Origin of the sequence: Thermohalobaculum xanthum (assembly GCF_016623495.1) — a bacterium.
GTDB classification, from domain to species: Bacteria; Pseudomonadota; Alphaproteobacteria; order Rhodobacterales; family Rhodobacteraceae; genus Thermohalobaculum; species Thermohalobaculum xanthum.
This window is the reverse complement of record NZ_JAEHHL010000007.1, coordinates 287816-311516: the sequence shown is the minus strand read 5'-3', so window position 1 is coordinate 311516 and position 23701 is coordinate 287816. Positions and strand designations below refer to the sequence as shown.

The 23701-nt window shown below is 62.7% G+C and carries 23 protein-coding genes and 2 pseudogenes; 13 read left to right on the top strand and 12 right to left on the bottom strand.

The features are described from left to right. Positions 1-5 precede the first annotated feature (5 nt). Positions 6-1040, bottom strand: a complete 1035-nt coding sequence (locus tag H0I76_RS13220) for an alpha-ketoacid dehydrogenase subunit beta (protein ID WP_200610540.1) — start codon at positions 1038-1040, stop codon at positions 6-8. After that, positions 1037-2170 carry a pyruvate dehydrogenase (acetyl-transferring) E1 component subunit alpha gene (gene pdhA, locus H0I76_RS13215; RefSeq protein WP_200610538.1) on the bottom strand — a complete coding sequence of 378 codons (1134 nt, stop codon included), beginning with the start codon at positions 2168-2170 and terminating at the stop codon, positions 1037-1039. Before pdhA ends, H0I76_RS13220 begins: the two co-directional genes overlap by 4 nt. 293 nt (positions 2171-2463) lie before the next feature. Here pdhA and H0I76_RS13210 point away from each other — a divergent pair, with 293 nt between their 5' ends. The 4 genes from H0I76_RS13210 (at position 2464) to H0I76_RS13195 (ending at position 4409) form a co-directional block, all read left to right on the top strand. After that, positions 2464-2709 carry a phosphate-starvation-inducible PsiE family protein gene (locus H0I76_RS13210; RefSeq protein WP_200610536.1) on the top strand — a complete coding sequence of 82 codons (246 nt, stop codon included), beginning with the start codon at positions 2464-2466 and terminating at the stop codon, positions 2707-2709. A 115-nt stretch (positions 2710-2824) separates the two neighbouring features. Further along, entirely contained in the window at positions 2825-3538 is a 714-nt protein-coding gene (locus H0I76_RS13205; protein ID WP_200610535.1) for a PRC-barrel domain-containing protein, read from the top strand. Between the two features lie 230 nt (positions 3539-3768). Continuing rightward, positions 3769-3969, top strand: a complete 201-nt coding sequence (locus H0I76_RS13200; protein ID WP_200610533.1) for a hypothetical protein — start codon at positions 3769-3771, stop codon at positions 3967-3969. A gap of 83 nt (positions 3970-4052) precedes the next feature. Next, entirely contained in the window at positions 4053-4409 is a 357-nt protein-coding gene (locus H0I76_RS13195) for a hypothetical protein (protein ID WP_200610531.1), read from the top strand. 163 nt (positions 4410-4572) lie between these two features. Here the strand turns inward: H0I76_RS13195 and H0I76_RS13190 are convergent, their stop codons facing one another. Further along, on the bottom strand, positions 4573-5271 hold the full coding sequence (locus H0I76_RS13190) for a PRC-barrel domain-containing protein (protein WP_200610529.1): 699 nt from the start codon (positions 5269-5271) through the stop codon (positions 4573-4575). A gap of 306 nt (positions 5272-5577) precedes the next feature. Between H0I76_RS13190 and H0I76_RS13185 the strand changes: the two genes are divergently transcribed. Continuing rightward, positions 5578-6093, top strand: coding sequence for an MgtC/SapB family protein (locus H0I76_RS13185; protein WP_200610528.1), 516 nt, complete (start codon positions 5578-5580; stop codon positions 6091-6093). A 152-nt stretch (positions 6094-6245) separates the two neighbouring features. Further along, positions 6246-6449: a dodecin family protein gene (locus H0I76_RS13180; protein ID WP_200610527.1), complete on the top strand. Its 204-nt coding sequence runs from the start codon at positions 6246-6248 to the stop codon at positions 6447-6449. Between the two features lie 155 nt (positions 6450-6604). Here H0I76_RS13180 and H0I76_RS13175 read toward each other — a convergent pair whose 3' ends face one another. Beyond that, the gene (locus tag H0I76_RS13175) at positions 6605-6946 is read right to left on the bottom strand and encodes a CBS domain-containing protein (protein ID WP_234455313.1); all 342 of its coding nucleotides are present in this window, start codon (positions 6944-6946) and stop codon (positions 6605-6607) included. A gap of 344 nt (positions 6947-7290) precedes the next feature. Here H0I76_RS13175 and H0I76_RS13170 point away from each other — a divergent pair, with 344 nt between their 5' ends. Continuing rightward, a complete protein-coding gene (locus H0I76_RS13170) occupies positions 7291-7854 on the top strand; it encodes an RNA polymerase sigma factor (RefSeq protein ID WP_200610515.1) in 564 nt (187 codons plus the stop codon). Positions 7855-7954: 100 nt separating this feature from the next. Here H0I76_RS13170 and H0I76_RS13165 read toward each other — a convergent pair whose 3' ends face one another. The 5 genes from H0I76_RS13165 to H0I76_RS13145 all read right to left on the bottom strand — a co-directional run bounded on the left by H0I76_RS13165 (position 7955) and on the right by H0I76_RS13145 (position 11526). Continuing rightward, positions 7955-8170: a hypothetical protein gene (locus tag H0I76_RS13165; RefSeq protein ID WP_200610513.1), complete on the bottom strand. Its 216-nt coding sequence runs from the start codon at positions 8168-8170 to the stop codon at positions 7955-7957. Between the two features lie 942 nt (positions 8171-9112). Beyond that, a complete protein-coding gene (gene gdhA, locus H0I76_RS13160; protein ID WP_407704271.1) occupies positions 9113-10486 on the bottom strand; it encodes an NADP-specific glutamate dehydrogenase in 1374 nt (457 codons plus the stop codon). Beyond that, on the bottom strand, positions 10483-10812 hold the full coding sequence (locus H0I76_RS13155) for a rhodanese-like domain-containing protein (protein ID WP_200610510.1): 330 nt from the start codon (positions 10810-10812) through the stop codon (positions 10483-10485). Before H0I76_RS13155 ends, gdhA begins: the two co-directional genes overlap by 4 nt. 229 nt (positions 10813-11041) lie before the next feature. Further along, positions 11042-11245, bottom strand: a complete 204-nt coding sequence (locus H0I76_RS13150) for a hypothetical protein (RefSeq protein ID WP_200610593.1) — start codon at positions 11243-11245, stop codon at positions 11042-11044. 104 nt (positions 11246-11349) lie between these two features. Next, the gene (locus H0I76_RS13145; RefSeq protein WP_200610507.1) at positions 11350-11526 is read right to left on the bottom strand and encodes a DUF1328 domain-containing protein; all 177 of its coding nucleotides are present in this window, start codon (positions 11524-11526) and stop codon (positions 11350-11352) included. Between the two features lie 139 nt (positions 11527-11665). On the opposite strand from H0I76_RS13145, the gene H0I76_RS13140 reads away from it, so the two are divergent. The 3 genes from H0I76_RS13140 (at position 11666) to H0I76_RS13130 (ending at position 13805) form a co-directional block, all read left to right on the top strand. Further along, on the top strand, positions 11666-11818 hold the full coding sequence (locus tag H0I76_RS13140; RefSeq protein ID WP_200610505.1) for a hypothetical protein: 153 nt from the start codon (positions 11666-11668) through the stop codon (positions 11816-11818). A gap of 50 nt (positions 11819-11868) precedes the next feature. Continuing rightward, complete coding sequence (locus tag H0I76_RS13135; RefSeq protein WP_200610504.1) at positions 11869-12156, top strand: sll1863 family stress response protein; 288 nt, start codon at positions 11869-11871, stop codon at positions 12154-12156. A 522-nt stretch (positions 12157-12678) separates the two neighbouring features. Then, positions 12679-13805 (top strand): IS3 family transposase gene (locus H0I76_RS13130; RefSeq protein ID WP_200610503.1). Its coding sequence is split into 2 segments (ribosomal slippage): positions 12679-12943 and positions 12943-13805, totalling 1128 coding nucleotides; the frame shifts between segments, so codons are not numbered across the junction. 34 nt (positions 13806-13839) lie between these two features. Here H0I76_RS13130 and H0I76_RS19465 read toward each other — a convergent pair. Next, positions 13840-14082, bottom strand: a pseudogene (locus tag H0I76_RS19465) (IS6 family transposase); the annotation flags it as partial. Between the two features lie 231 nt (positions 14083-14313). Here H0I76_RS19465 and H0I76_RS13125 point away from each other — a divergent pair. Then, a complete protein-coding gene (locus H0I76_RS13125; protein ID WP_200610502.1) occupies positions 14314-18828 on the top strand; it encodes an Ig-like domain-containing protein in 4515 nt (1504 codons plus the stop codon). Positions 18829-18967: 139 nt separating this feature from the next. Here H0I76_RS13125 and H0I76_RS13120 read toward each other — a convergent pair. Together H0I76_RS13120 and H0I76_RS13115 are read right to left on the bottom strand one after the other, a co-directional pair. Further along, positions 18968-19699 (bottom strand): annotated as a pseudogene (locus tag H0I76_RS13120) (IS6 family transposase). A gap of 360 nt (positions 19700-20059) precedes the next feature. After that, entirely contained in the window at positions 20060-20653 is a 594-nt protein-coding gene (locus tag H0I76_RS13115; RefSeq protein WP_325166449.1) for a TetR/AcrR family transcriptional regulator, read from the bottom strand. A 264-nt stretch (positions 20654-20917) separates the two neighbouring features. Here H0I76_RS13115 and H0I76_RS13110 point away from each other — a divergent pair, with 264 nt between their 5' ends. Continuing rightward, entirely contained in the window at positions 20918-21805 is an 888-nt protein-coding gene (locus H0I76_RS13110; RefSeq protein WP_200610500.1) for a shikimate dehydrogenase, read from the top strand. Continuing rightward, positions 21802-23694: a bifunctional sugar phosphate isomerase/epimerase/4-hydroxyphenylpyruvate dioxygenase family protein gene (locus H0I76_RS13105; RefSeq protein ID WP_200610499.1), complete on the top strand. Its 1893-nt coding sequence runs from the start codon at positions 21802-21804 to the stop codon at positions 23692-23694. Before H0I76_RS13110 ends, H0I76_RS13105 begins: the two co-directional genes overlap by 4 nt. Positions 23695-23701 lie beyond the last annotated feature (7 nt).

Here is a 23701-nt window from a genome sequence, read left to right as displayed (position 1 = left end):
CTCCGTCAGTGCTTTAAGAGCTCGCGGGCAGCGTCGAAGATGCGCTGAGGTGAAGGCAGATAGCTCTGCTCCCGCGCAAAGAACGGGACATGGGTGTCCCACCCCGTCACCCTGCAGATCGGCGCGCGGAGCGAGAAGAATGCCCCCTCGATCGCGCGCATCGCTACCTCACCGGCCGGGCCGTAGCTGAGCGGCGCCTCGGTGACGATCAGCAGCCGGCCGGTTCGCGAGACTGAGTCCGCGATGGCCGGCGCATCGATCGGCGCAATCGTCTCGAGGTCGATCACCTCGGCGACTTCCCCCGCCTCCTCGGCAAGTCGCGCGGCGGCTTTCAGAACGGGCCGCAGCATCGCGCCCCACGCGATGATCGTGAGCGCCTCTCCCTGCTGGACGATGCGGGCGCGGCCGATCTCGGCCTCGTCCGGCGCCTCCGGTAGGTCCTCCCGGAAGCTGCGATAGAGCGCCTTCGGTTCCATGAAGATCACCGGGTCAGGATCTCGGATCGCCGCATGGAGCAGGGCGTGCGCTCGCCGTGGGCTGGCGGGGATGACGGTTTTCAAGCCAGGAACATGCCCGTAGAAGGCCTCCCGGCTTTCCGAGTGGTGTTCGAGCGCGCGGACGCCCGCGCCATAGGGCATCCGGACGACCATGGGCACGCCAAGGCCCCCGCGGCTTCTCCAGCGCAGGCGCGCGGCGTGACCTTCGACTTGTGCAAAGGCGAGATAGCTGAAGCCCGAGAACTGCATCTCGGCCACCGGCCTGAGGCCGTTCAGGGCCATTCCGATCGACACTCCCGCGATGGCAGACTCGGCCAGCGGCGAATCGATCACTCGGTCGGAACCGAATTCATCAATTAAGCCGTCGGTCACGCGAAATACGCCGCCATCGACCCCGACGTCTTGGCCGATGACGACGACTCTCTCATCTTCCTCCATCACCTCGCGCAGTGCGCGATTGATCGCCTCGACCATCGTCTTACCGTGGCGCTCGTTCCCAGCACTCTCGCGGCCCATTCCATTTTTGTCGGCGGCGTCGTTCATCCGTCGTCCCTCCGCTCGAGCTTGGCAAACAAATCGCGCTGGCGATCGAGTTCGGCTGTTGGCTCGCGGAAAACGTGGTCGAAGATTGCGTCCGGCACGCCGTCTTCCAACTCTCGGATTTGTTCCTTCGCGTCGTCCCAAGCCTTGTTGATCTCGTCCTCGATCTGGCTCTCGAGCGCCGCGATCATCTCATCATCGATCTGGTCTCGAGCCTTGAGCAACGCCTGCACCCGGTTGATGGGATCGCGCGCGCGCCACTTCTCCACTTCATCATCATCGCGATAGCGGGTGGGGTCGTCGGCGGTAGTGTGTACCTCCATGCGATAGGTCAGCGCCTCGATCATTGAGGGCCGTCCCTCCTCTCGGGCGCGGCGCACTGCTTCGCGCGTCACTGCCCTAACGGCGAGGAGGTCGTTCCCGTCGACCTGCGCCGCGGATATGCCATAGGCATGCGCTTTCTGGCAGAGCGTGCGCGATCCGGTCTGGCGCGCGCGCGGTGTCGAGATCGCCCATCCGTTATTCTGACAAAAGAAGACGACCGGCGCGTTGAGGACCGAGGCGAAGTTGAGCGCCTCGTGGAAATCCCCCTCAGATGTTGCACCGTCACCAAAGTAAGTAAGAACGACGCTTTCCTCGCCCCGCAGGCGGCCGGCATGAGCAATGCCGACGGCGTGGGGGAGTTGTGAGGCGACCGGGATGGCTGGTGGCAGGTTCCGCGCGTCCTGGCGCGTAGCAAGGCCTTCGTTCCATCCCGCGGTCGCGACCAGGAGGTCGACCAGCGATTGCCCGCGCCAAAGCGCGGCTGCCATTTCGCGGAAGGAGGGCACGAACCAGTCCTCGTCTCCGATGCAGGAAATCGAGCCGATCTGTGCGGCCTCCTGCCCTTTGACGGGCGCAAAGGTGCCAAGATCTCCGCGCCGCTGAAGGCTCAGTAGACGCTCATCGACCCGTCGCGCGCGCAACATCGCTTCATGCATCTCCTCGACCATCGCGATGTCAGGCTCGACCGCCGCCTCGTCACGCAGGCTACCATCCCGATCGAGCAGCCTGAACGGCTCGAAGGCCGGGTCGGGCTCGGCGAGAAGAATTGTCATCTGGTCTCGTTCTCCACTGCTGTGGGGCTCCGTCAAAACACGCGTCAGAATTAAAACCGGGGACGGCAACCTATCCCGGTAGCTTCGCTGCACCTTCATGTGAACAACGAGGCGACCAGAGTGACGTTGCGTGGGTGCGTTGCCGCGCCGGAAACCTCGCCCCGCCGCCATAGTGAGTCGGTAGAGCGAGAGCGCCAGGCGACCTCGGCGCAGCTCTGTGTCGTCGCACAGCAAGCCACTGGAACGGAGTCGGACGTGAACGTTACCTATGCCTATGGACAGTTCGAGCGCGTGATCGCGGCGCTCATCTGCTCAAAGTGGCGCATTCAGTGCACCAGCTTGTGATCGGCAAGCATGGCTACTTGCAGGTGAACACCATCGTTGCGATCAGAATTCTGGCTGTCGTCCGAAAGCATATCCTGCTCGAGATCGAAAACACCTCGGGGCTCTTCCTGCTTGCGCTCGGCTCTGGGGTGCTTTCCCTTGGCATCGTGTTTGCCCTGTTCCAGTGGATCGAGTGGAAGGACGACACACCGAACCTGCCGTCACCCGGGACGCCGATGCAGCCGAGATAGCCTCCGGCGGCGCATCGCATCGGCGACCCGATCTGCTCCTCCAATTGCGCAACGACCCCATCTGTCTGCCGTTTATCGGGGAGGATCAACCAATCGGTAAAGAGGACGAGTTCCCATGTACCGACATCTCATCGCTTGCAGCACCGCGGCCACCTTGGCCCTGTCCGGCGCGGTTATCGCGCAGGAGGAGTCTTCACAGGGCCAAAGCGCAATTCCGCTTTTCGACGTTGTGCATAGCGCTCGCGCCCTGATAGACGCCGATGTGGTGAACCCCGAGGGCGAAGCGCTGGGCGGGGTTCACGACATCTTGCTGACGAGAAAGGGCGCGCCGCTCTCGGCCGTGATTTCTGTCGGCGGCATTCTCGGCGTGGGCGACAAGCTGGTCGCCCTGCCACTTAATGACATCGAGATGTCCGACGAGGATCACATCGTGATCGACGCAACGCCTGACCAACTCCAGGAGCGTCAGGCATTCGTCTACGATGGCGCCACGATCGCGAGCCTTGCGCCCCTCGGCTTCGGTAAGATCGCGGCCTCTGAGGCAATGACCTGGCGCGCTGAATACCTCGCCAAATGGTCAGAGCGCATCGACAGTCTGGCCTCTGCGACCAAGAGCAGGGCCGACGAGATGGCGGAAACGGCCGAGGAGAAATTGAGAAGGAACTGGGACGCGCTCGAGCGGGCTTGGGGCGACGTCCGAATGAGCACCGAAGCTGACTGGGACCGCACGACGAATGCTTTCGAAGATGCCTACGAGGCCTTCTACCGTTCTTGGGAAGAATCTGGCCTCGAGACGCCCGACGGCGCGGGCGAGCGCGGCGGCGGCTAAGCAAGACTGTGCGCCGCGCCCTCCTCTTGGATCAGCTCGGCATCGCGCGCGTCCGCGCAACTGACCCCACGCATGCAGTCAAGGAGCAGACATGACTTCTCGCGCCCTCGATCCGCGCCCCACGCCGCAGCAGATGCGCGTCTTCGTCGCCGACCGCGAGGTGATGGCAGACCCGCTCGGGGCGATCGACCCGATGCATCTCGTGCCGCCGTGCGATTTCGCGAAGCACGATGAAGCCTCGCCCCCAGGACGGCGCACCCGAGATAATAGCGGATCTCGCCAGCGAAGCCGCGGCAATGGCGCACAGTTTGCGTGGGAGTTTCCTCGTCTACGAGGGCAACCGCGACCAGGTCACAGCAGATCTCTCGAAGCAGCTAGCGGCCTTCTACGGGAATGCCGTCTATACACTGCGGGCGATCGTGGCACGATAACCCACCCCAAGGCGACTTGCGGCGGCGCCTGGGCCAATTGCGGGACAAAGGGGACGCGCGGTGCATTCGCAAATGCGACTGGCATGTTTCTCGCCCTCTGCATCACCATAGGCCCCATTGCCTTGCGGGTCGCCACTGCAGACGCGGGACCTCAACCCATCATTGCCGCTGATCATGACTTTGCGGTCGCGCACGAATTCGCGGGCGAGTGGATCGGAGAGCTCCTATTCGATCGCGAAGGGCATGTGGTGGGCCAGATCACGGATGTGGCGCTGAACGACGGAAAGGCCAGCCACCTGATCGTCACCCTCGAGCCCCTGAATGGCATGGCTGGGGAGGTGGCCGTGCCCATCGCGAGGGTCGACACACGGATCGAGCTTGGAACACGAAAGCACGTGGCCGATGCGGCTCTCATTGAACTGCGCGCACCGCTGCACTGACCAACTGCCAGCACGCTCTGATGGAGGCCGATGAGAGAAATGCTCACGCGCTTGCCCGGTAGGGCAATGCCTCGCCGCTGCCGCTTCCGCCCATCGGATTTCGCCTCGCCGTCCTTTCCCTCATACCAGCCTTGCCCGCATACCAGCGGATCGGCCGGTGTCGTCAGATCGGCCAGTAGAACGGAGCACCGTAATGACGGTAAAGTTCAGCTTCGCGGCTCCGGTCCAAGCCGCTCACTTCGCCGATCTCCGGGCTTGATTCGATCTTGTGGCGTGGAACATCCACCGAGACCTTTCTCTCGTTCCAATCAATCGATGTTGTCCAGTCCGTGGCAAGAACAACCCGCCTTCCGGGGAGCCAGTTGCCGGTGTCGATTACGTAGTAGCGCACCCGCCAGTCGAGCGGGTTGATGAGGAAATCATCCACCGACCCAATATCGCCGTCGCTCGCTGAAACGTTATATCCGACGATCTCTTCCATGCTGCGCAGATGCGGATCGCCAAGCTCTTTCCGTTCACCGGCACCTTTCGGAAGTCGGCTCAAAGCCGCGCGGATCTCTTCCTGCGCGATGTGCGGGGAATAGATCCTCCCGGGCGGGCCAACCATCAGCGTCGGCCACGCCGAGAGTTCACTTCGCTGCGCAATACGCTCCTGCTCTGAAACCGGCGCATGGGTCTGCGGCCTCGGTGCCTCTCTGATCTCGTCGGCGGTGAGGTTCACAGGCAACTCGTGCTGCTCAATGTCGGGCTTGCCGAGCAGTTCGACACCGATCAGCCCCTGATGGCCGAAGATCCAGAATCCGAGACCAGCAACAAGGTATCGAACGACCCAATCCTGATCGTCGAAGTAGATGTCGTCCACGGTTCCCTCGGGCTCGTCCTCAGCCCTGATCCTCAGGTGCCTCAGATCCCGGAATGTATTGAACACTTGACGTCTCCCTTGGCCAGCTACCGCTTGCACGAGCAACGACCGCCGCTGGGCAACGTTGCCCGGAGTTTTTCCCACAGGCCGCGGCTCGCGCATGCAACGACGTCAGTACAAGTTCGTTGACATTACCGAGGCCCGTTAAGCCGCAGGGACGCGTCTTTCATAGCCGGATGCGCGCTGTGCGGCATCCAGGATGTCTCGGGCAAACACCGTCCATCAGAGTCAGCGGGAGGGCTTCAGATGGAAATTCTTGTCGCATCAAGCCCTGCCGCGGACCTGTCGGCGTTCTCCTTTTGGTGGTCTCTCGCTATCACGCCGGTCGATGCGGCGTTGCGTCTAAGCGCCGCGCTCGCCTGCGGTCTGGTGTTGGGCGTCGACCGGGAATGGCGGCAGCGACCGGCAGGCTTGCGGACCCACATGCTGGTCGCGCTCGCGGCTTGCCTCTTCACCATCATCGCCTTCGAGATTTACGCGGAGATCCGAGCGCTCGAGGACAATGCGGCTGCAGATCCGCTGCGCCTGCTCGAGGCTATCACCGCGGGGGTCGCATTCCTCGCCGCAGGCACCATTATCCGCCGCGGCGGCGGGATCGAGGGGCTTACAACCGGGGCAGGCCTCTGGCTCTCAGGCGCACTCGGCATGGCATGTGGTCGGGAGCAATTCGGGCTGGCCGCCATCGCGCTCATCCTCGCTGTCTTGGTGCTCACCGTGTTGCGAATTTGCGAGCGATGGTTCCCCTCGGATGGGGAGAACTAACGCTAGCACTGGCCGCCTCCGATGTTGGCCCGATCGCGTCTTCGTACGGATCCGGAGCCAGCCTTCCGGGCGCGCGCAGTTGGCACGTTGCAACACTTGGCGGGCATCATCGTTGATGGGCCATTGCAGCAAGCTATAGAAAGGAGACAGCAATGTCCGTCGCACGAACGACCGAGATCACGGCGACTTCCCCAAAGGGCTTCGAGGATGCAAGTCGCAAGGGTATCGAGCGAGCCACCCGGACGTTGCGTAACGTAAGGTCGGCCTGGATCAAGGAGCAGGAGGTTGTACTCGAGGGCGATGCCGTCGATCATTACAAGGTGACGATGAAGGTCACCTTCATTCTGGACGACTGAAGGACCGGCGCGACCGCCACTTCGTCGCCCCGGCTTCAGCCCCGGGCGACGAAGACAAAGGCCCTTAAGAAACGGGACGGTCGCGGCAAAAGCCCCAATCCAAGCACGAGGTGAGCACCTCACCCACGCTCTATCACGGTCGCAGCGTGCGCGACTTAGTCCATGTCCTCGCGCAGCACCAAACCGACCACTGTGCCGTCCTCTTCCGTCACGACCATCACCTGCACATCCGCATCCCGCATCCGCAGCAGGACCGCCTCGACGGCGTCACCCTCGCGGCAGATTCGGAAAGCCGTTCCCGAAAGGTTGCCGAGGAGTTCCTGCGCCACGTCGCGATGCTGCGCGACTAAGTCCACCAGCTCCCGGAGATCAAGCACGCCAACGATCTCGTCCTCGCTCATGCTGACGATGAATCGGTGGGCATCCTCGTTGATGCGGGCAAGCGTATCACCCACCGTGCCGTCCGCCGGTACGACCTGCGGCCAAGGACGCATCATCTCGCCCACGCTCTGGCCTGCCGGATCTCGTCCTTTTCGGTGCCGCATCATCGCCAACGTGCCCAAATGAGTCGCATTCAGTATCAACGCGCTCGCTGGAGCCACGTTGCGATCCGGAGCCACCATCCCGGGATTACTGGGCGAATGCCTTCATGCAACCTGAAATGTATGAACGCCCACGGCAGGGTCGGATCGCTCGTTTTACTCATAATGAGCAACCTTAGGTGAACGTGTATTATTGTAATTTTATAAATAAATATTTATTATTATTCAATTGGATTCAGTTTTTATTATGATATATGTGTATTGCTGAAAATGCAGGCGAAGGGTGGCGAAGGAACGTCATGAACCGTAAAGACTTATCTGACGTGCTGGTGCCGGAAATACCCCATCTGTATCGCTATGCGCGCTCACTGGTCGCGGACCGAGACCAGGCCGAGGATCTGATGCAGGACTGTCTCCTCCGGGCAGTGTCGAAGAGCGAGCAATTCACTTCGGGCACTAACCTGCGGAGGTGGCTCTTCACGATCCTGCGCAACATCAGCATCGACAACATGCGCCAGAAGACGCGGCGCGGGCCGCATGTCGAGGTGAGCGAATGGCAGCCTGAGACGCATCAACCGCCTGAGCAGGAACACCGTGTTGCGCTCATGGATGTTGGCCGGAGGCTGGGCCTGCTGCGATCCTGCGACCGCCAGATCATCTATCTGCACGTTTTCGCGGGTGTGAGGCAGGACGCCATTGCATCGCTCATGGGGGTGAGCGTCGGCACAGTGAAGTGTCGCCTTTCGCGTGCGCGAAAAACGCTGCGCGGCGACGACGACCCGCGCAGGCCGCTTCGAAAGCGGGCACCCAACCGCACCGCAACGCCTGCCCGCGCGGGGCGTCAACGCTTCGGGACCAAATGAAGCTCACCGGGTTCTGTCAGGAGCATGTCAGAGGCAACCGGCCGGTCGGGGCTACTTCAGCACCCTATGCTCTCAGGCTGAGCACACGTAGCAAACCCCCTCAATCCATCGCCCGCTCGATCACCTCCACAGGTTCGTGCCGCCCAAGAATCTCCCGCACCTCGCGCTCGGTGTCACCAGGAGTGATCACCTTCACGCAATTGGCCTTTTCGTCGAAATAGAGCTTCTCGCGGGGAATTCCCGTGCCGATCAGATCGTCCATGGCGTTGCGCGCCTTGTCGACATGGTCGTAACGTCCGGTGAGTGTCTTAATCATCTGAGCCTCCATCCAAAGCCGCTTCTTGGTCGCTTCATCAACGACCTCGCCAAACGGATGTTGCGCCCACGCACCCCCATTTTTGCCCAGTAACTCTGGGCGCCGCCATTTCAGATTAGCCCGCGCCGAGAGCCCCGGTTCCCGTCCTGATCTACTCGTCACGGGGTCCGGCGCGTACGCGGGCAACGGCGCAAGCCTGCAGTTTCGCATGGTCTGCCTTACCTTCGAGCGTCAACAAGCAGCGCGCCGACTGGGTAGACCTAATACAGAAGCATGACTCCATGACGAAACCATGAGCCAAACGCATTTGACGAGCACGCACCTGCTACAGATGGCGCCCATCGCGAAGCTGGCGGTTAAAGCGCTGAGCAAAGGCGTCCTGCATCAATTTTTCATGCGCGTGGAGGCCTCTCGTCATCGCTTTCCGTGCGCGCACCGACATGGGACGTTGCCGGAGACGGCGGGGCTGGGATGGGCTCCTATTCTCCACAATCTGGTCCGCTTCCCTCGCGAACCTTCTCCCGGAGATTGAAATCTCAACCAAGACCGCGAGGCACTCTCGGTAAAATCCTGCGATTACGCACAACACCCTGGAGGCCGGCCATTCACCAGCGCGTCCGAAGTGACGTCTACGCAAGAGCAATGGTTGGCGCACTGCGTTATCCTCACCCACCGAGGAAAACCCCGGTCGCCGCCCGTGCATCGAGATCCCAACAACAACCCCTATTCACCCACTGGCAGCGCACCAAATCATTGCTCGCACCGCGGTGGCGAATTCCCCGCGGTGAGCGCGAGGTCTGAGAAGGACCCATCGCTCGAACTTTGCTCAGCCACCAGTGGTCGGAAAGCGGCCCAAAGCCGACTTTGGTAGGTTTTGCCGCGGACGCCTGCTACGAGCCCATAGCCGTCACTCACAGACCTGCCGGTTACGGGCACCGGCACTTAAAGTACGCCGAAAGCTGTCATCGCGTCGGCGACCTTGATGAAACCGGCCCGATTTGCCCCGCGCTCGTAATCAGGTTGTTTCTCGTCTCCGGCATGTTCGAGGCAAAGCTCGTGCGCCTCCTCAATGATCCGGCGCAGGTCCTGGGCCAGATCCTCCTTGGCCCAGTGCAGTCGCGCCGCGTTCTGGCTGAGTTCGAGACCCGACATCGCGACGCCACCGATATTGGCGGCCTTTCCGGGGCCGTAAAGAAGCCCTGCCGCGCGCACGGCATCGCGCGCACCGGGGGTAAGGGGAAGGTTCGCGCCTTCGACCACGATCTCGCAGCCGTTGTCCACGAGCGATTTCACGGCGGCTTCGTCGATTTCGTTCTGGGTTGCACAGGGCATGGCGATATCACAGGCGACCTGCCACGGCGTGTCGCCGGGATGCCAGGTGCCGCCGACACGATCGGCCATAGCTTCGAGGCGGAAGGAGGGGGCGTCGCGCGCGTCGACGACTTCGTCGATCCGATCCTCCGACAATCCGTCTGGGATATGCAGAAAACCGCGCGAGTTCGACAGGGTCAGAACCTTGCCGCCGGTCTGTGCAAGTCTCTTGGCCGCATGGGTCGCGACATTTCCCGCGCCCGAGATCGCAGCCGACCGGCCATCGATAGCCTCGCCACGGTGCTTCAGCATCGCTTCCAGGAAATGGATTACGCCGTAACCGGTTGCCTCGCGGCGCAGGCAGCTTCCGCCGAACTCGAGCCCCTTGCCCGTCATCACGCCGCTGAAGGTCTCGGTGATCCGTTTGTATTGACCGAACATGAAGCCGATCTCGCGCTCGCCGACGCCGATATCTCCTGCGGGTATGTCGCGACTGGGACCGATCTCCTTATGAAGCTCAGTGATGAAGGCCTGGCAGAAGCGCATGATCTCGGCCTTGGAGCGCCCCTGGGGGTCGAAATCCGCACCGCCCTTGGCGCCGCCCATAGGCAAACCTGTGAGAGCGTTCTTGAGGGTCTGCTCGAAGGCAAGGCGACGAAGGATGCCCTCCTCGACCGAAGGTGCAAAGCGTAGGCCTCCCTTGTATGGTCCGATGGCGTTCGAATGCTGCACCCGGCAGCCCCGATTCACCTGAACTTCGCCGTCATCGTCAAGCCAGACGATCCGGAAGCTGATTACCCGGTCAGGCTCGGCCAGTCGGTCCAGAATGCCTGCCTCGACGTATTCGGAGCGCGCGTTGACGATGTCCAAGACGCAGGCGACGAAGTCGCTGAAGCCCCGGAGAAACATGCTGTCCGGCGCATACCGCCCGCCGCACGCCGATGCGACAACGTCTTCCTGCTTCGGCGTCTTCTCGAGATCGCCCCGTCGCTCGTCCAAGGTCATTTCTGCTCAATTGGAAGACCGGCCTTGCGCCAGTCGTCCTTTCCGGCCTCGTAGTCGAAGACCCGTTTGAACCCGAGTTTCTCCATCCTCTCGGCGGCGCGCGGTGAGGCGTCGCATTCCGTGTTTTGGCAATAGACGACGACTTCGTCGTTCTTGTTCGCAACCGCCTGAATGCGTTCGGCGAAATCGTCGGACTTTACGGGGACATTGATCGCGCCGGGAATGTGGAATTCGTCGTAGCTGTCCTTGGGAAGCACCTCGACAAGGATCAGGTCGTCGGCGCTGCCCATCTTGAGTTGGAGCGACTCTCGATTGATAGATTGCATTTTCTCCTCCTACTCGTGGTCTTTCGGTTCTAGGTTTCGATATCCGCGGGCAACGCCATGATCTTGACCCCTTAAACTGGCGCGTTCTGACCGCGAATTTTCGGGCACGCTTCGGAAGCGAGAGGAGTGCCGAGATGCCGAAGAAACGATTCACCGACGAGCAGATCGCGTTCGCGCTGAGGCAGGCGGAAGCCGGCACGACCGTCGGCGAGAGATCCACCTTCGCCTCCTATTCGACCGCGTCTTCGATCTCTTGGGCTGCTTCGGTGTTTTCAAGAGGGTCGAACTCGCCGTCATCCTCGTTCAAGCCTTCGTCAACGATTAGTCCGCCAGCGGTGCCCGCGGCGACGGTCGCACAGCCCGACAAAGCGAGGCCTGCGGCAATCAGGGCTGCAAATGGGGAGAGCCTCAAAATTTCGAGTCTTTCGAACATACTTTCTCCGTTCACTGCCTGTCTTTTCTTGTGGGGGCTGCTCCTTCCCGTGGTCTCCACCAAGGCTGACCGATTGCAAGAATGCGCCGGAAATATGCGAGTCTTCAGCGGGGCGGCCTGCGACCACGGCTCGCATTGGCGATCAGAGTGACCGCAAAAAGCAGGATGAACACAACGAACAGAACCTGAGCGATATTTGCGCTGACCGCCGCGATACCGCCAAAGCCCAGCACGCCGGCAATCAGTGCAATGACGAGAAATGTTATGGCCCAACCGAGCATGTGTTCGCTCCTTTTGCCCTAATCTCACCCATCAAGAACGAGTCTTGGGGCGGTTCGTTTCCTACGGAAATTTTTTGGCCATGCCGAAACCGCCGCCGTGCAGCGGCGTTGCTGCTACCAAACCGAAAGGACACGGAACATGCGAGAGTTGAAACCAGCGGTCACCGGTATCCTGGTGGCCAGTGCCATAATCCTGGCGTTCGTGGCCGGATCACAGATTGAGCTCCGCGACGATGGCCCTGTCGAGGAATTCACCGAAGCGGTCGATGAAATGTCCAAGCAGGCGCAGTGAACCGATGCACATCTTAACGTAGGATAACGCAGCAAGGATAAGGAGATCGCATGCAGACCCGCGACGAATATGTCGAATGGCTGAAGCAGAAAATCGACGAATGGAATGCTCAGATCAATGAGTTCGATCAGAAGGCGGAAGGCGCATCCCGCGATGCGAAGGACAAGTACGATGCCGCGCTCGACGAGATGAAGAAGCGGCGCGACGAGGCCGAGAAGAAAATGCGCGAGGTCGCTGAGACCGAGCGCGACGCCTGGGACCAACGCCGCGCGCAGTTCGAGACCGCCTGGGAGGACATCGCGAACGGATTCCAGCAGGCATGGTCGCGTTTCAGCTGAGCGGACGCGCCACAGAAGTGCCCGGCGGTTGAGCCGCCTGAGTGACGCCGATCACCTGCCTCTCGCATTCACCAGTGCAGCTGATCGTGCTGCGCGTGCACAGGTCAGGAATGTCCGCACCTGAGACACCTCCGACGCCGCAGCGAATGACCGATGCTGCACAGGCCATTCGGAGGTGCTGGGAACGGCCGCTTCCGGGAAGGCCTGCGGCAGCGCTGCAGTAACGACGCTCGTCGCGTCGGCCCGGCCTTCGCTTGTGAAGTGGATCGTGCCGCATCGTCTAACGACGGCTTGGTCCGCGGAGGCGCCATTCATGATCGGCGCCGCAAACGTCTCCTCCCCGCCCTTTTACGCCTCATAAGAGGCGCAGCTGATAAGCAGGCTCTGGGCAGGGCACGCATGCTGGCAAAGCCCGCGTATCGGCCCTACGACGGCGCGGGGCCTCGCGTGCTCCGCGGTATCTCGATGAGCCTCCCCCACTGAATTGGTCCACCGCTATGGTTAGCAAAGGGAGGACCAGGAATGGCGAACAAGCGACACAAGCCCGAGGAGATTGTCACGAAGCTGCGGCAGGTTGACGTGCTTGTCGGGCAAGGCATGGCGCGGGTGGATGCAATCCGCGAGGTGCGCATAACGGAGCAGACCTACTATCGCTGGAGGCGAAAGGATGGGGGGATGGGAACCGACCAACTCAAAGAGCTGAAGCGGCTCCAGAAGGAGAACGAACGGCTCAGGAAAGCGGTTTCGGACCTGACGCCAGACAAGCTCATCCTCGCTGAGGCCGCCCGGGGAAACTTCTGAGCCCCACCCGTCGTCGGACCTGCATTGACCATATCCGCAGTCAATTCCCGGTATCTGAACGGCGTGTTTGCCGCGTGCTCGGCCAGCATCGCTCAGCGCAAAGGCACCGACCGCAGGGACGCGCAGATGAGGAACGCCTGGTGGCGGATATGATCGAACTGGCCAGGCAATACGGCCGCTATGGCTATCGGCGGATCGCGGTGCTGCTGCGGGATGCAGGCTGGCAGATTAGCGATGGCCGCGTCGAGCGGCTGTGGCGACGGGAGGGGCTGAAAGTGCCATCGAAGCAACCGAAGAAGAGCCGGCTCTGGCTGAACGACGGATCATGTGTTCGGCTCAGGCCCGAGCACACCGATCATATATGGAGCTATGACTTCGTTCATTGCCGGACGGACGACGGCAAGGCGTTCCGGACGCTCAACATCCTCGATGAGTTCAGCCGGGAGTGCCTAGCGATCAAGGTCGCGCGGAAGCTCAACGCAACCAGCGTCATCGACGCCTTGAGCGACCTGTTCATCCTGCGTGGGGTGCCAGGCTTCATTCGATCCGACAACGGCCCGGAGTTCATCGCGCAGGCTGTGAGACACTGGATCGCCGCTGTCGGGGCCAAGACATCTTATATTGAACCGGGATCGCCTTGGGAGAATGGATATGTGGAGGGCTTCAATGCCCCGCTCCGCGATGAACTGCTGAACGGAGAAATCTTCTACTCTCTCCGTGAAGCCCAGATCATCATCGAGAACTGGCGGCGCCACTACAACACCAGGAGACCACACAGCGCCCTCGGCTATCGACCCCCGGCGCCCGAAACCATCATCCCGATGGATCAAAGGCCGGTCATGCACTAACACTCAACTTGGACCAGTCAGATCAGGCTGCTCACCAGCGCCAGCCCGAGAATGAACGCATCTGGTCGATGAGCCTGCGCCTGATCTCAGCTGCGAAAATCGGTCCAAACCGATGCCACCAGAACCGCACGGTCTCGTGGCTGACGTCGATGCCGCGTTCGTGCGGCAGGTCCTAGACGTTCCTAAGCGAGAGAGGAAACCGGATGTACATCATCACGGCCAGGCGGATGATCTCGGGACTGGTCTTGAAATACCGAAAGGGGCTTCGTTGGCTCATGCCGCGAGGGTAGGGAGGTGGCTTTCCCCGCTCAACCTAGTTTGCTCTGACAATGCCTTCTGACAAGCCTGGCTTGCCAACTCGGACGGCGCCATGCAATCTGTGGTTGTATTTTATTTTCGCCACCTCTCGCCAAGGCCGGGCCGGCGCCGTTCCGTAGTTCGGTGCAAGAGCATTCTCGACCGCTCGCTTCTTGGTGAAGCGCCGCCTCCACATCGGGGAGATGCTGACATGGAGACCTACTCCTTCGAGATCGGCGGCACGTTCATCGAGGCCGCCCCGCTTCTGGCATTCAACATCGGCGGGGCAGAATACACCTCGACCGCGACGGGACAGACCTTCCTGGCGGACCCAGGCATCTCGGGCGGGCAGATCCAGAATCGCGACCGGCCGCTGGAGATCGCCGGCACAGAAGACGACCGGCTGTTCCAATCCTACGGCTTCGGCGATTTCTCCTACGACTTCGCCGTGCCCGAAGATGGCCAGTACGTTGTCGAGCTCTGGCTGACCGAGCCATGGTTCAAGGCCGCCGGCAAGCGGGTCTTCAATGTCGCCGTGGAAGGCTCGGTCCCGGCATCGTTCCAAGGCATCGACCCCTATGCCGTCGCCGGCCTCGACGCGCGGGCCATCACTCTGACGTCGGTCGTGACGGTCGACGATGGTACGCTGGACATCGATTTCGACTCGCTGGTCAACAACGCGATCATCAGCGCCATCGCGATCTACCAGGTGGTGCCGCAGTACGGCGCGGCCGACGACACCGCATCGACCGACGAGGACCAGGCGGTCCTGATCGACGTCCTCGCCAACGACACGGCCGGCGTGACCCTGCAATCGGTCGGCGCCGCCTCGGCGGGCACGGCGGTGATCCAGGGCGGCGCGATCCTCTACATGCCGGGCGCGAACTTCAACGGCGTCGACGGCTTCACCTACACGGTGATCGACGGCGAGGGCACGGTCTCGACCGCGCAGGTGACGGTGACGGTGGCGCCGGTGAACGATGCGCCCGAAGGCCTGGGCCTGAGCAGCAATACGGTATCGGAGCTGGATCTGCCGGGCACCGTGATCGGCACGGTTTCGGCCAGCGATCCGGATGGGGATACCGTGACCTTCGCGGTCAGCGATGCGCGCTTCTCGGTCAACGCGCTTGGCCAGCTTGTCGTGGCAGCGGGCGCCGATCTCTCGGTTCCCTCGGACACCAGCGTGCCGGTCACGATCACCGCCATGGACGGCAACGGCGGGACCGCCACGCTGGAGACGAGCATCCTGATTGCGGATGTCCCGCTGGCCGACCTCGCCAACGACGACGCGGCGTCGCTCGACGAGGACGGGACGGTGCTGATCGACGTGCTTGCCAATGACGAGCCTGGCATCACCATTACCGGGTACACGCAAGGCGCCCATGGCAGCGTGACGACCGACGGCGGTATGCTGCGCTATACCCCGGTCGGGGACTATTACGGGCCCGACAGCTTCAGCTACACGGTCGCCGGGGCGCTTGGCGCCGACGAGGCGAGCGTGAGCATCAGCGTTCTCGCGGTCAACGACGCGCCAGGGAACCTCGGCTTCACTGGAAGCTCGGTCAATGCCGACGCCGCGCCGGGAACGGTGGTCGGCATCGTATCGGCGACCGATCCGGACGGAGACCCGATCACCTTTTCGGTCGACGATGCGCGTTTCTCGATCACGGCCGATGGCAGCCTCGTGGTGGCCGCAGGGGCGAGCTTCGACCCTGTGCTCGAGCCGCAGATTGAACTGGTGATCGGCGCAAGCGACGGCATCGCACCCGAGGTCACCGCATCCTACGCGATCCAGGTCAATGGTGGCGGAGCGCTCTCGGTCTTCTTGGTGGACACCGCCTCGGACCAGATTGCCGCACAGCTCAGCGGCGGCGCGGTCGTCGGCCTAACGGCCGAGGTCATCGACGTGCTTGGCCTCTACGTCACGGTGCCCGACGATTCCCCTTATGCCGGTTCGGTCGGAAGCGTGCGCCTGTCGCTGGACGGCGACATCGTGCGGACCGAGAGCAGCGCGCCATACGCGCTTTTCGGTGATTCCAACGGTGACTTCCGCCCCGGCTCGATCGGCGCGGGCCCGCATGTCCTGACGATCGAGATCTTCTCGGGCAGCGGCGCGGGAGGCACGCTGCTCGACAGCCAGCAGATCTCGTTCCAGGTGAACAGCATCACGGGGAACATCGCCGAGGACGACGTCGCCACCACGGAAGCAGACGTGCCGATCGTGATCGATGTCCTCGCCAATGATTACGCGCCGAACGGCGATGCAGTGCTGGAAATCGTCGGCGCTCCGCTGAACGGAACGGTCGAGATCGTTGGCGACGAGATCCTCTACACGCCCTTCACGGGGATAACGGGCACCGACAGCTTCCGGTATGCCTTTACTTCAGGCGGGAGTGCGGCAGAGGGCGCCGTTACTGTCACGACGCTGCCGGTCGCCGCCGGCACGAGCCTGGCCGCCGAGCAGCTTCATCTGGCTTGGATCGACGATGCCGCGACCACGCTCACGGTGGTCTGGCGGTTCGATGACGGGGTCGCGGCGACCGAAGTTCAGTACCGGCAGCAGGGAGAGACCGGATGGACCGCCGACCAGAGTGCGCTGCGCCCCTCGGGCACCGTCGGCGGCGAACTTTGGGAGGCGACGCTGCGGGGACTCGCGCCCGGGACGGTCTACGAGTTCAGGGTCCGCCTGGACGACGGCTCGTGGAGCGAGGTCTACGACGCAACCACGGCGCCCGCAGCGGGGACGCAGGGCACGTTCGACCTGGTCTTCTTCGCGGATACCGGCCTGATCGGTCGCACCGACGGCCTGACCGCCGGAACCGAACAGGTCCGCGACGAGATCGCCGCGCTCGACCCCACGCTGCTGCTGGGTGGTGGCGATTACGCGTATTACAACACCGACAAGCGGTTTGGCACGCTCGAGGCAACGATCGACGCCTGGTTCGACCAGTGGCAGGAGCCGCTCGGCCAGGCGCCTTTCATGACGGTCTACGGCAATCACGAGGTCTTCCTGGGCGAGGGCTTCGACCAGTGGAACGACCGCCTGCCACAGCCCGAGGAAAACGACCTCGAGAACGGGCGGTTCTATTCATTTGATGTTGGCGACGCCCACTTCGTGATGATCCTGATGGCGGACGAGGATGATGGGCTCACCTCGACACAGCTGGCGTGGATCGAGGCGGACATCCTTGCGGCGCAGGCGGCGGGGGCCGACTGGATCATTCCCGTGATGCATGCCGCACCCTATTCGGACGGCACCAACCACGGCGACGCGCTGGAGGCGCGGGACGACCTGGCGCCGCTGTTCGAGAGCCTGAACGTCGACCTCGTCCTGACCACCCACGACCAGTCATACCTGCGCACCTTCCCGCTGGTGAACGGGTCGAGCACGCTCAGCGAGACGACGAACGTGCAGACCACGGCCGATCTCTCGACCTATTACACCGAGAGCGACGGCGTCGTCTGGATGAAGGTCAGCCCGGGCGGGAAGCTGAGCAACATCAATGGCAGCTTCTCGGACTGGGAGACCGAACCGGCCCCCAGCTACACCGCCGTGCGCGACAACACGCTGTTCCACTACGCGCAGATCACCTTCGATGGCGACCAGTCCTTGACCGTCGAGGTGCTGGGCGTCGACGGCCTCGGGTCGGCGCCCGTGGTCGTCGACAGCTTCCAGTTCATCTCGGGCGCGCGCGCGAGCTTCACCACAAACGACACGGCCGTCACGGACGAGGACGTCGCGGTGCTGATCGACGTACTGGCCAACGACGCGGCCGGGACGAGCCTGATCTCGATCGGTCAGGCAGCGCATGGAAGTGTCAGCATTGCCGGCGCCGAGGTGCTCTACACCCCGGACCCGGACTTCAACGGCACGGACATGTTCACCTATGTCGGCACGGACGGCAGCGGCGCTAGCAATACGGTCTTCGTCGAGGTGACGGTGAACCCGGTCAACGACGCCCCGTCGAATCTGGCGCTGGCGGGCACCACGATTGCGCCGGACGCTGCGGCGGGAACGCTGGTGGGCATGCTCTTCGCCACGGATATCGACGGTGATGCGGTGACCTTCTCGATCGACGACGCGCGGTTCACGGTGAACGGCGCCGGACAGCTGGTGGTGGCCGAGGGTGCCGATCTTGCGCTTGCCGTCGGCACCGAGCTGCCGGTGACGATTACCGCGTCGGACGGAAAGGGCGGCATCGCCATGCTGAACGAGACGCTGGTGATCGACGACGCCTCCGCCGGGCCCGTCGCGCTGGCCGCGATCAACGTGGGAGGCGGTGCCTACATCTCGTCAGAGACCGGGATCAGCTATGCTCCGGACCCAGGAATCTCGGGCGGGACGATCTCGTTGCGGCAAATCTCGAACGCGATCTCAGGCACGCTCGACGACGTGCTCTATCAGACCTACGGGTTCGGCACCTTCTCGTACGACATCGCGCTCCCCGAGGCAGCGACCTACATAGCCGAGTTCCATTTCATCGAGCCATGGGCGAGCGGTCCGGACGACCGCGTCTTTGACATCAGCTTGGAGGGAGTGGCCCCGGCCGAGCTGTCGTCGATCGACGTCTACGCACTCGCCGGCGGACGGTACACCGCCTTCACTCTCAGCGCGGCCGTGGTGGTCGATGACGGCACTCTCGACATCGACCTTTTGCCCAGCGAGAACAACGCGATCCTCAGCGCAATCACGATCTACCACGCCGGCGAGCCCCTGCTCGTCTGACGGCACGGTCACGTTAAGCCGGGAGCGCCGTAAGCTTGGGCTCGGTGCTGTCAGACCGGTGCTGGCATGTGTGGACATGCGGTAATCGCGGCGCCGGCTTGAAGGTCCGATGGAGCTGTCAGACGGATGCGAACCCGTCTCAGTTTGCCGCGGCAGGGGGGCTTAAGCTCGCACCAAGCTGACGCCACTCGGAAAGAGCGGCGGCGCGGTTGCGCTTGAAGATTTTTCGACTTGAGAGGCTGCGTTCCTGGTTGAAGTGGTTGTGGACGGAAGCATGGACGGCGGCGAAAAGCTGCAGACTTCGCATCCGCCGGAACCGAAGCATCGCACGCTCCCGTCGTCGCAGGGGCAGGTGCGAATTCTCGGCGCGGTTGTTCAACCATCGCCCCGTCGACTGCAGGTCTGCCCCACCGAGCTCGCGCAGCGCGGCGCGGTACGACGGAAGGCGATCGGTGACGATCTCCTGCGGCCGACCGTAGCGGCGCATCAATTTTCGGAGGAATTTCAGTGCCGATTTCTTATCGCGGCGCTTGGTGACGATCGCTTCGCGGACTTCGCCTTCGTGATCAACGGCCCGCCAAAGGTAATCTCACTCACCGTTGATCTTCACGAAGACCTCGTCGACGTGCCATCGATAGTTCGAGAAGGCGCGCAGTCTGTCGATGCGCTTGCGTCGGATCTCTGCGGCGAACATCGGTCCGAACCGATGCCACCAGAACCGGATCGTCTCGTGGCTGACGTCGATCCCTCGCTCATGGAGCAGGTCCTCGACGTTCCGGAGCGAGAGCGGGAACCGAGTGTACATCATGACCGCGACGCGGATGATCTCGGGCGACGTCTTGAAGGAGCGAAAAGGGTTGGGTGTGGTCATCCCTAGAGGGTAGGGAGGAGTGGACGAGATTCGAACTCTCGGTGCCATTGCATGCCAGTTGTGCTGCGACTACTTGTGCAAATGAGCTCAGATCAGAACCCTAAGCGCGGGTTCTTGATCAAATCCTGCCCCCGCAACCAAATCAACACGCAATATTAAACGCTTACACAACGCCCTCCGGGCCGGCATGTGTGTATCCTCGCGCTGTGCTTGGATCGCGCCCGACAAAGAAGCAACGCCACGAGTGGCGTTGACCTGCCGGCGCACGACACTCGGCGCCCTTGGGAAACCGACTCTGCTTTGAGCCGACCTTGCCCGATGCGCAAAGGCACGGCGATCTATGACGGCCCGAAGGCGCGCCTACGCCAGAACGAGACGCAAGACCATGTCGCCCACATGCCGTCTCAGCTTGGTCTGCCCATCTTCGTCGAACAGCTCTCTGCCAAAGATGTGCGAGAACGTTGCTTGGTTCGATACGTTGAAATAGCAAAGCGCCGAGATGAGCCAGTGCAACTCGACCGCGCTAAAGCCCGGACGAAAGACGCCAGCCTCGAGCCCGCGCGCGTAGATGTCCTCGAGCAGCCGGATGGCCGACGAGTTCTCTCCTGACATCTCGGTCGAATCCGGCATGTGACGGCCTTCGTGGACGTTCTCGATCATGACCAGGCGGATGAAGTCCTTCGACCGGCGATGGTTGTCGAAGGTGAATTCCGCAAGTTTGCGAAGCGCCTCGTCGGACGGTAGCCCGTCGAGCTCGAGCGCATCTTCCGCTTCGCGCGTGCGGCGGTAAGCGTCGGCAAGAACCTCGCGATAGAGCCCTTCCTTGTCGCCGAAGTAATAATAGATCATGCGCTTCGAGGTTGATGTCTGCGACGCAATCTCCTCGATCCGCGCGCCCGACAGACCCTTTTGCGCGAAGGCTTCGCGTGCGACCTGAAGGATGTTCAAGCGCACGCCGTGCGGGTCCTGCTTCCAGCTCCGTCGCGGCTGCTCGGCTGCGTCTTCTTCTGATGCTGAACTCCGCACCCTTTGCATTTTCTCGCCTCCGGTCTCTCGCCAAGACATAGAGAACCCTCACCCGAATGTCCCACCTTTCCGATACACCTAATTTAACCGCCGCGCACATTCTATTGACTGAATTAACCGCGTCGAACATTATCGAACCCGCCTTGGGCGAGGACATGAGGACGGGAGGACGCGAACTTGGCCGCGCGGTGGATGCCGAAGCTCGGACCGCCCGTGTCGGGTCCCCACAAGCGCATCCTCGTGGGGCTTCTTGGACAGGGGATCTCGGGGTCCCGCACGCCTATGATGCATATGTCGGAGGGGAAGGCTCAGGGCCTGGACTACGACTACAGACTCATCGATCTCGCCGGCTGCACGCCAGAGCCCGCGATCGAGGAGATCCTGTGCGCGCTGGAAGATGCCGGTTTCCGCGGGCTGAACGTGACCTTCCCCTACAAGCAAGCAGTAATTCCGTATCTTGGGTCGCTCTCGGAGAACGCCCGCGCCGTCGGGGCGGTCAACACGATCGTTCTCCGCGATGGCGTGCGCCACGGGCACAACACCGACTACTGGGGCTTTGGAGAAAGCTTCCGGCGCGGTCTGCCGGGGGTTGAGCGTGACGCGGTCCTTCTGATCGGTGCCGGCGGCGCCGGTGGCGCCGTCGCATCCGCACTACTGGGAGAGGGCGTCGGGCGATTGATGATCCGCGACACCAATCTGTCCGCGGCGCAACGGCTGGCGTCATCCCTTGCTGGCCGGTTCGGCGCAGACCGGGTCGATGTCGTCGATGATCTCGCTGCTGCCACGGCTCAGGCGGACGGGATCGTCAACGCCTCTCCCGTGGGAATGGCCAACCTGCCGGGGACGCCCCTGCCGACCGACCTGATCGAGCCACGGCACTGGGTCGCCGACATTGTCTACTTCCCGCTCGAGACCGAATTGCTCGGTGCGGCCAGGGCAAATGGCTGCAAGGTGCTGCCCGGCGCCGGCATGGCGGTCTTCCAGGCTGTGCGTGCCTTCGGGCTCTTCACGGGGTTGCCTGCGGATCCGGACCGAATGCGAAAAGCCTTCGACCGTTTCGAGACGGAGGTCGCGAAGTGAGGACCTCGATCGCAACTGTCTGCCTCGCCGGGGATTTGCGCGAAAAGCTGGCGGCCATCGCCGCCGCGGGCTTCGACGGCATCGAGATCTTCGAGCAGGACTTCATCGCTTTCGATGGCGGTCCGCGCGAGGTTGGCCAGATGGTTCGCGACCATGGGTTGGAAACGTCACTCTTCCAGCCATTCCGCGATTTCGAGGGTCTGCCTGAACCGTTGCGATCGCGCGCCTTCGACAGGATGGAGCGCAAGTTCGACCTGATGGAGGAACTGGGCGCAAACCTCTTGCTGGTCTGTTCATCGGTTCATCCCGAGGCTCTTGGCGGGATCGACCGGATGGCGGACGACTTCGCAGAACTCGGCGAACGCGCGGCGAAACGCGGCCTTCGCGTCGGCTACGAAGCGCTGGCGTGGGGCAGGCATGTCTGGGATCACCGCGATGCATGGGAGATCGTGCGCCGCGCGGATCATCCAAGCATCGGACTGATCCTCGACAGCTTTCACACGCTCGCACGCAATATCCCGCCCGACACGATCCGCTCGATCCCCGGCGACCGAATCTTCTTCGTCCAGCTTGCCGACGCGCCGAAGATCGAAATGGACCTCGTCTACTGGTCGCGCCACTTCCGCAACATGCCGGGCGAGGGCGATCTGGACGTCGTGCGCTTCATGCGCGCCGTGGCGGCGACGGGCTATGACGGCCCGCTCTCGCTTGAAGTCTTCAACGACCAGTTCCGCGGTGGCAGTCCGCGCACCATCGCCGTTGATGGCCATCGTTCGCTTGTCTACCTGATCGATCAGGTGTCCCGCCTGGAGCCTGATATCGCTTTGTCGGCTCCGTCGATGCCCGACCGCATCGACTGCGATGGCGTCGCCTTCGTCGAGTTCGCCGCGAGCGAACCGGAGGCGATCGAGCTGGCGCGGCTCCTGCGCAGCCTCGGATTTCGGCGCGTTGGTCGGCATATCTCGAAGGCCGTCGAGCTCTGGCAGCAGGGCGAGATCCGCATCGTTGTCAACACCGACAGCGAAGGCTTCGCGCACTCCGCCTATATCGCACATGGTTTGAACATCTGTGACATCGGCCTCTCGGTGCACGATGCAGAGGCGACGGTCGCCCGGGCGAGGGCGCTCGACGCCGCCATGTTTCACCAGCCGGTCGGGCCCGGCGAGCTGGAAATCCCGGCAATCCGCGGCGTCGGCGGCGGCATCCTGCATTTCATCGACCGCACGAGCGGTCTCGCGGCTGTCTGGAAGACCGAATTTCGCCCGATCGAAGACGACGAGGCTTCATCACCCGCGGGCCTTACGCGCATCGACCACATCGCGCAGACCATGAATTACGAGGAGATGCTGACCTGGTCTCTCTTCTACGTCTCGCTGTTCCGGGTCGACAAGCAGCCGATGGTCGATGTGGTCGATCCGGGCGGGCTGGTGCGGTCGCAGGCGATCGAGGCCGCCGACGGCGGCCTCCGCCTCACTCTCAACGGCGCCGAGACGCACCGCACCTTCGCCGGACGGTTCATCGCGGACAGCTTTGGCTCCTCCGTCCAGCACGTCGCGTTCGAAACACGCGACATCTTCGCGGCGGCCGAGGCCCTCGCGGCCGACGGGTTCGACCCCCTGCCGATCCCGAAGAACTACTACGATGATCTCGCGGCCCGCTTTGGGCTGGACGACGATCTCGTCGCCGATCTGCGCAAACGCAACCTGCTCTATGACCAGGTGGGGGCGGCCAGTTTCCTGCAACTCTATTCGCGCCCCTTTGGCGACGGGATCTTCTTCGAGATCGTCGAGCGGCGCGGCGGTTACGCGGGATACGGCGGCCCGAACGCGCCCTACCGAGTCGCAGCGCAGGCACGCCTGATGCGGCATCCCGCTATTCCGAAAATCTGAAAAACGC

Excerpts from the sequence above, each read along its gene's own strand:
- H0I76_RS13220 (WP_200610540.1), bottom strand. The coding sequence starts at position 1,040 with ATGAACGACGCCGCCGACAAAAATGGAATGGGCCGCGAGAGTGCTGGG.
- H0I76_RS13205 (WP_200610535.1), top strand. The coding sequence starts at position 2,825 with ATGTACCGACATCTCATCGCTTGCAGCACCGCGGCCACCTTGGCCCTG.
- H0I76_RS13200 (WP_200610533.1), top strand. The coding sequence starts at position 3,769 with ATGAAGCCTCGCCCCCAGGACGGCGCACCCGAGATAATAGCGGATCTC.
- H0I76_RS13195 (WP_200610531.1), top strand. The coding sequence starts at position 4,053 with ATGTTTCTCGCCCTCTGCATCACCATAGGCCCCATTGCCTTGCGGGTC.
- H0I76_RS13185 (WP_200610528.1), top strand. The coding sequence starts at position 5,578 with ATGGAAATTCTTGTCGCATCAAGCCCTGCCGCGGACCTGTCGGCGTTC.
- H0I76_RS13180 (WP_200610527.1), top strand. The coding sequence starts at position 6,246 with ATGTCCGTCGCACGAACGACCGAGATCACGGCGACTTCCCCAAAGGGC.
- H0I76_RS13175 (WP_234455313.1), bottom strand. The coding sequence starts at position 6,946 with ATGATGCGTCCTTGGCCGCAGGTCGTACCGGCGGACGGCACGGTGGGT.
- H0I76_RS13170 (WP_200610515.1), top strand. The coding sequence starts at position 7,291 with ATGAACCGTAAAGACTTATCTGACGTGCTGGTGCCGGAAATACCCCAT.
- H0I76_RS13165 (WP_200610513.1), bottom strand. The coding sequence starts at position 8,170 with ATGATTAAGACACTCACCGGACGTTACGACCATGTCGACAAGGCGCGC.
- gdhA (WP_407704271.1), bottom strand. The coding sequence starts at position 10,486 with ATGACCTTGGACGAGCGACGGGGCGATCTCGAGAAGACGCCGAAGCAG.
- H0I76_RS13155 (WP_200610510.1), bottom strand. The coding sequence starts at position 10,812 with ATGCAATCTATCAATCGAGAGTCGCTCCAACTCAAGATGGGCAGCGCC.
- H0I76_RS13150 (WP_200610593.1), bottom strand. The coding sequence starts at position 11,245 with ATGTTCGAAAGACTCGAAATTTTGAGGCTCTCCCCATTTGCAGCCCTG.
- H0I76_RS13145 (WP_200610507.1), bottom strand. The coding sequence starts at position 11,526 with ATGCTCGGTTGGGCCATAACATTTCTCGTCATTGCACTGATTGCCGGC.
- H0I76_RS13140 (WP_200610505.1), top strand. The coding sequence starts at position 11,666 with ATGCGAGAGTTGAAACCAGCGGTCACCGGTATCCTGGTGGCCAGTGCC.
- H0I76_RS13135 (WP_200610504.1), top strand. The coding sequence starts at position 11,869 with ATGCAGACCCGCGACGAATATGTCGAATGGCTGAAGCAGAAAATCGAC.
- H0I76_RS13125 (WP_200610502.1), top strand. The coding sequence starts at position 14,314 with ATGGAGACCTACTCCTTCGAGATCGGCGGCACGTTCATCGAGGCCGCC.
- H0I76_RS13110 (WP_200610500.1), top strand. The coding sequence starts at position 20,918 with ATGCCGAAGCTCGGACCGCCCGTGTCGGGTCCCCACAAGCGCATCCTC.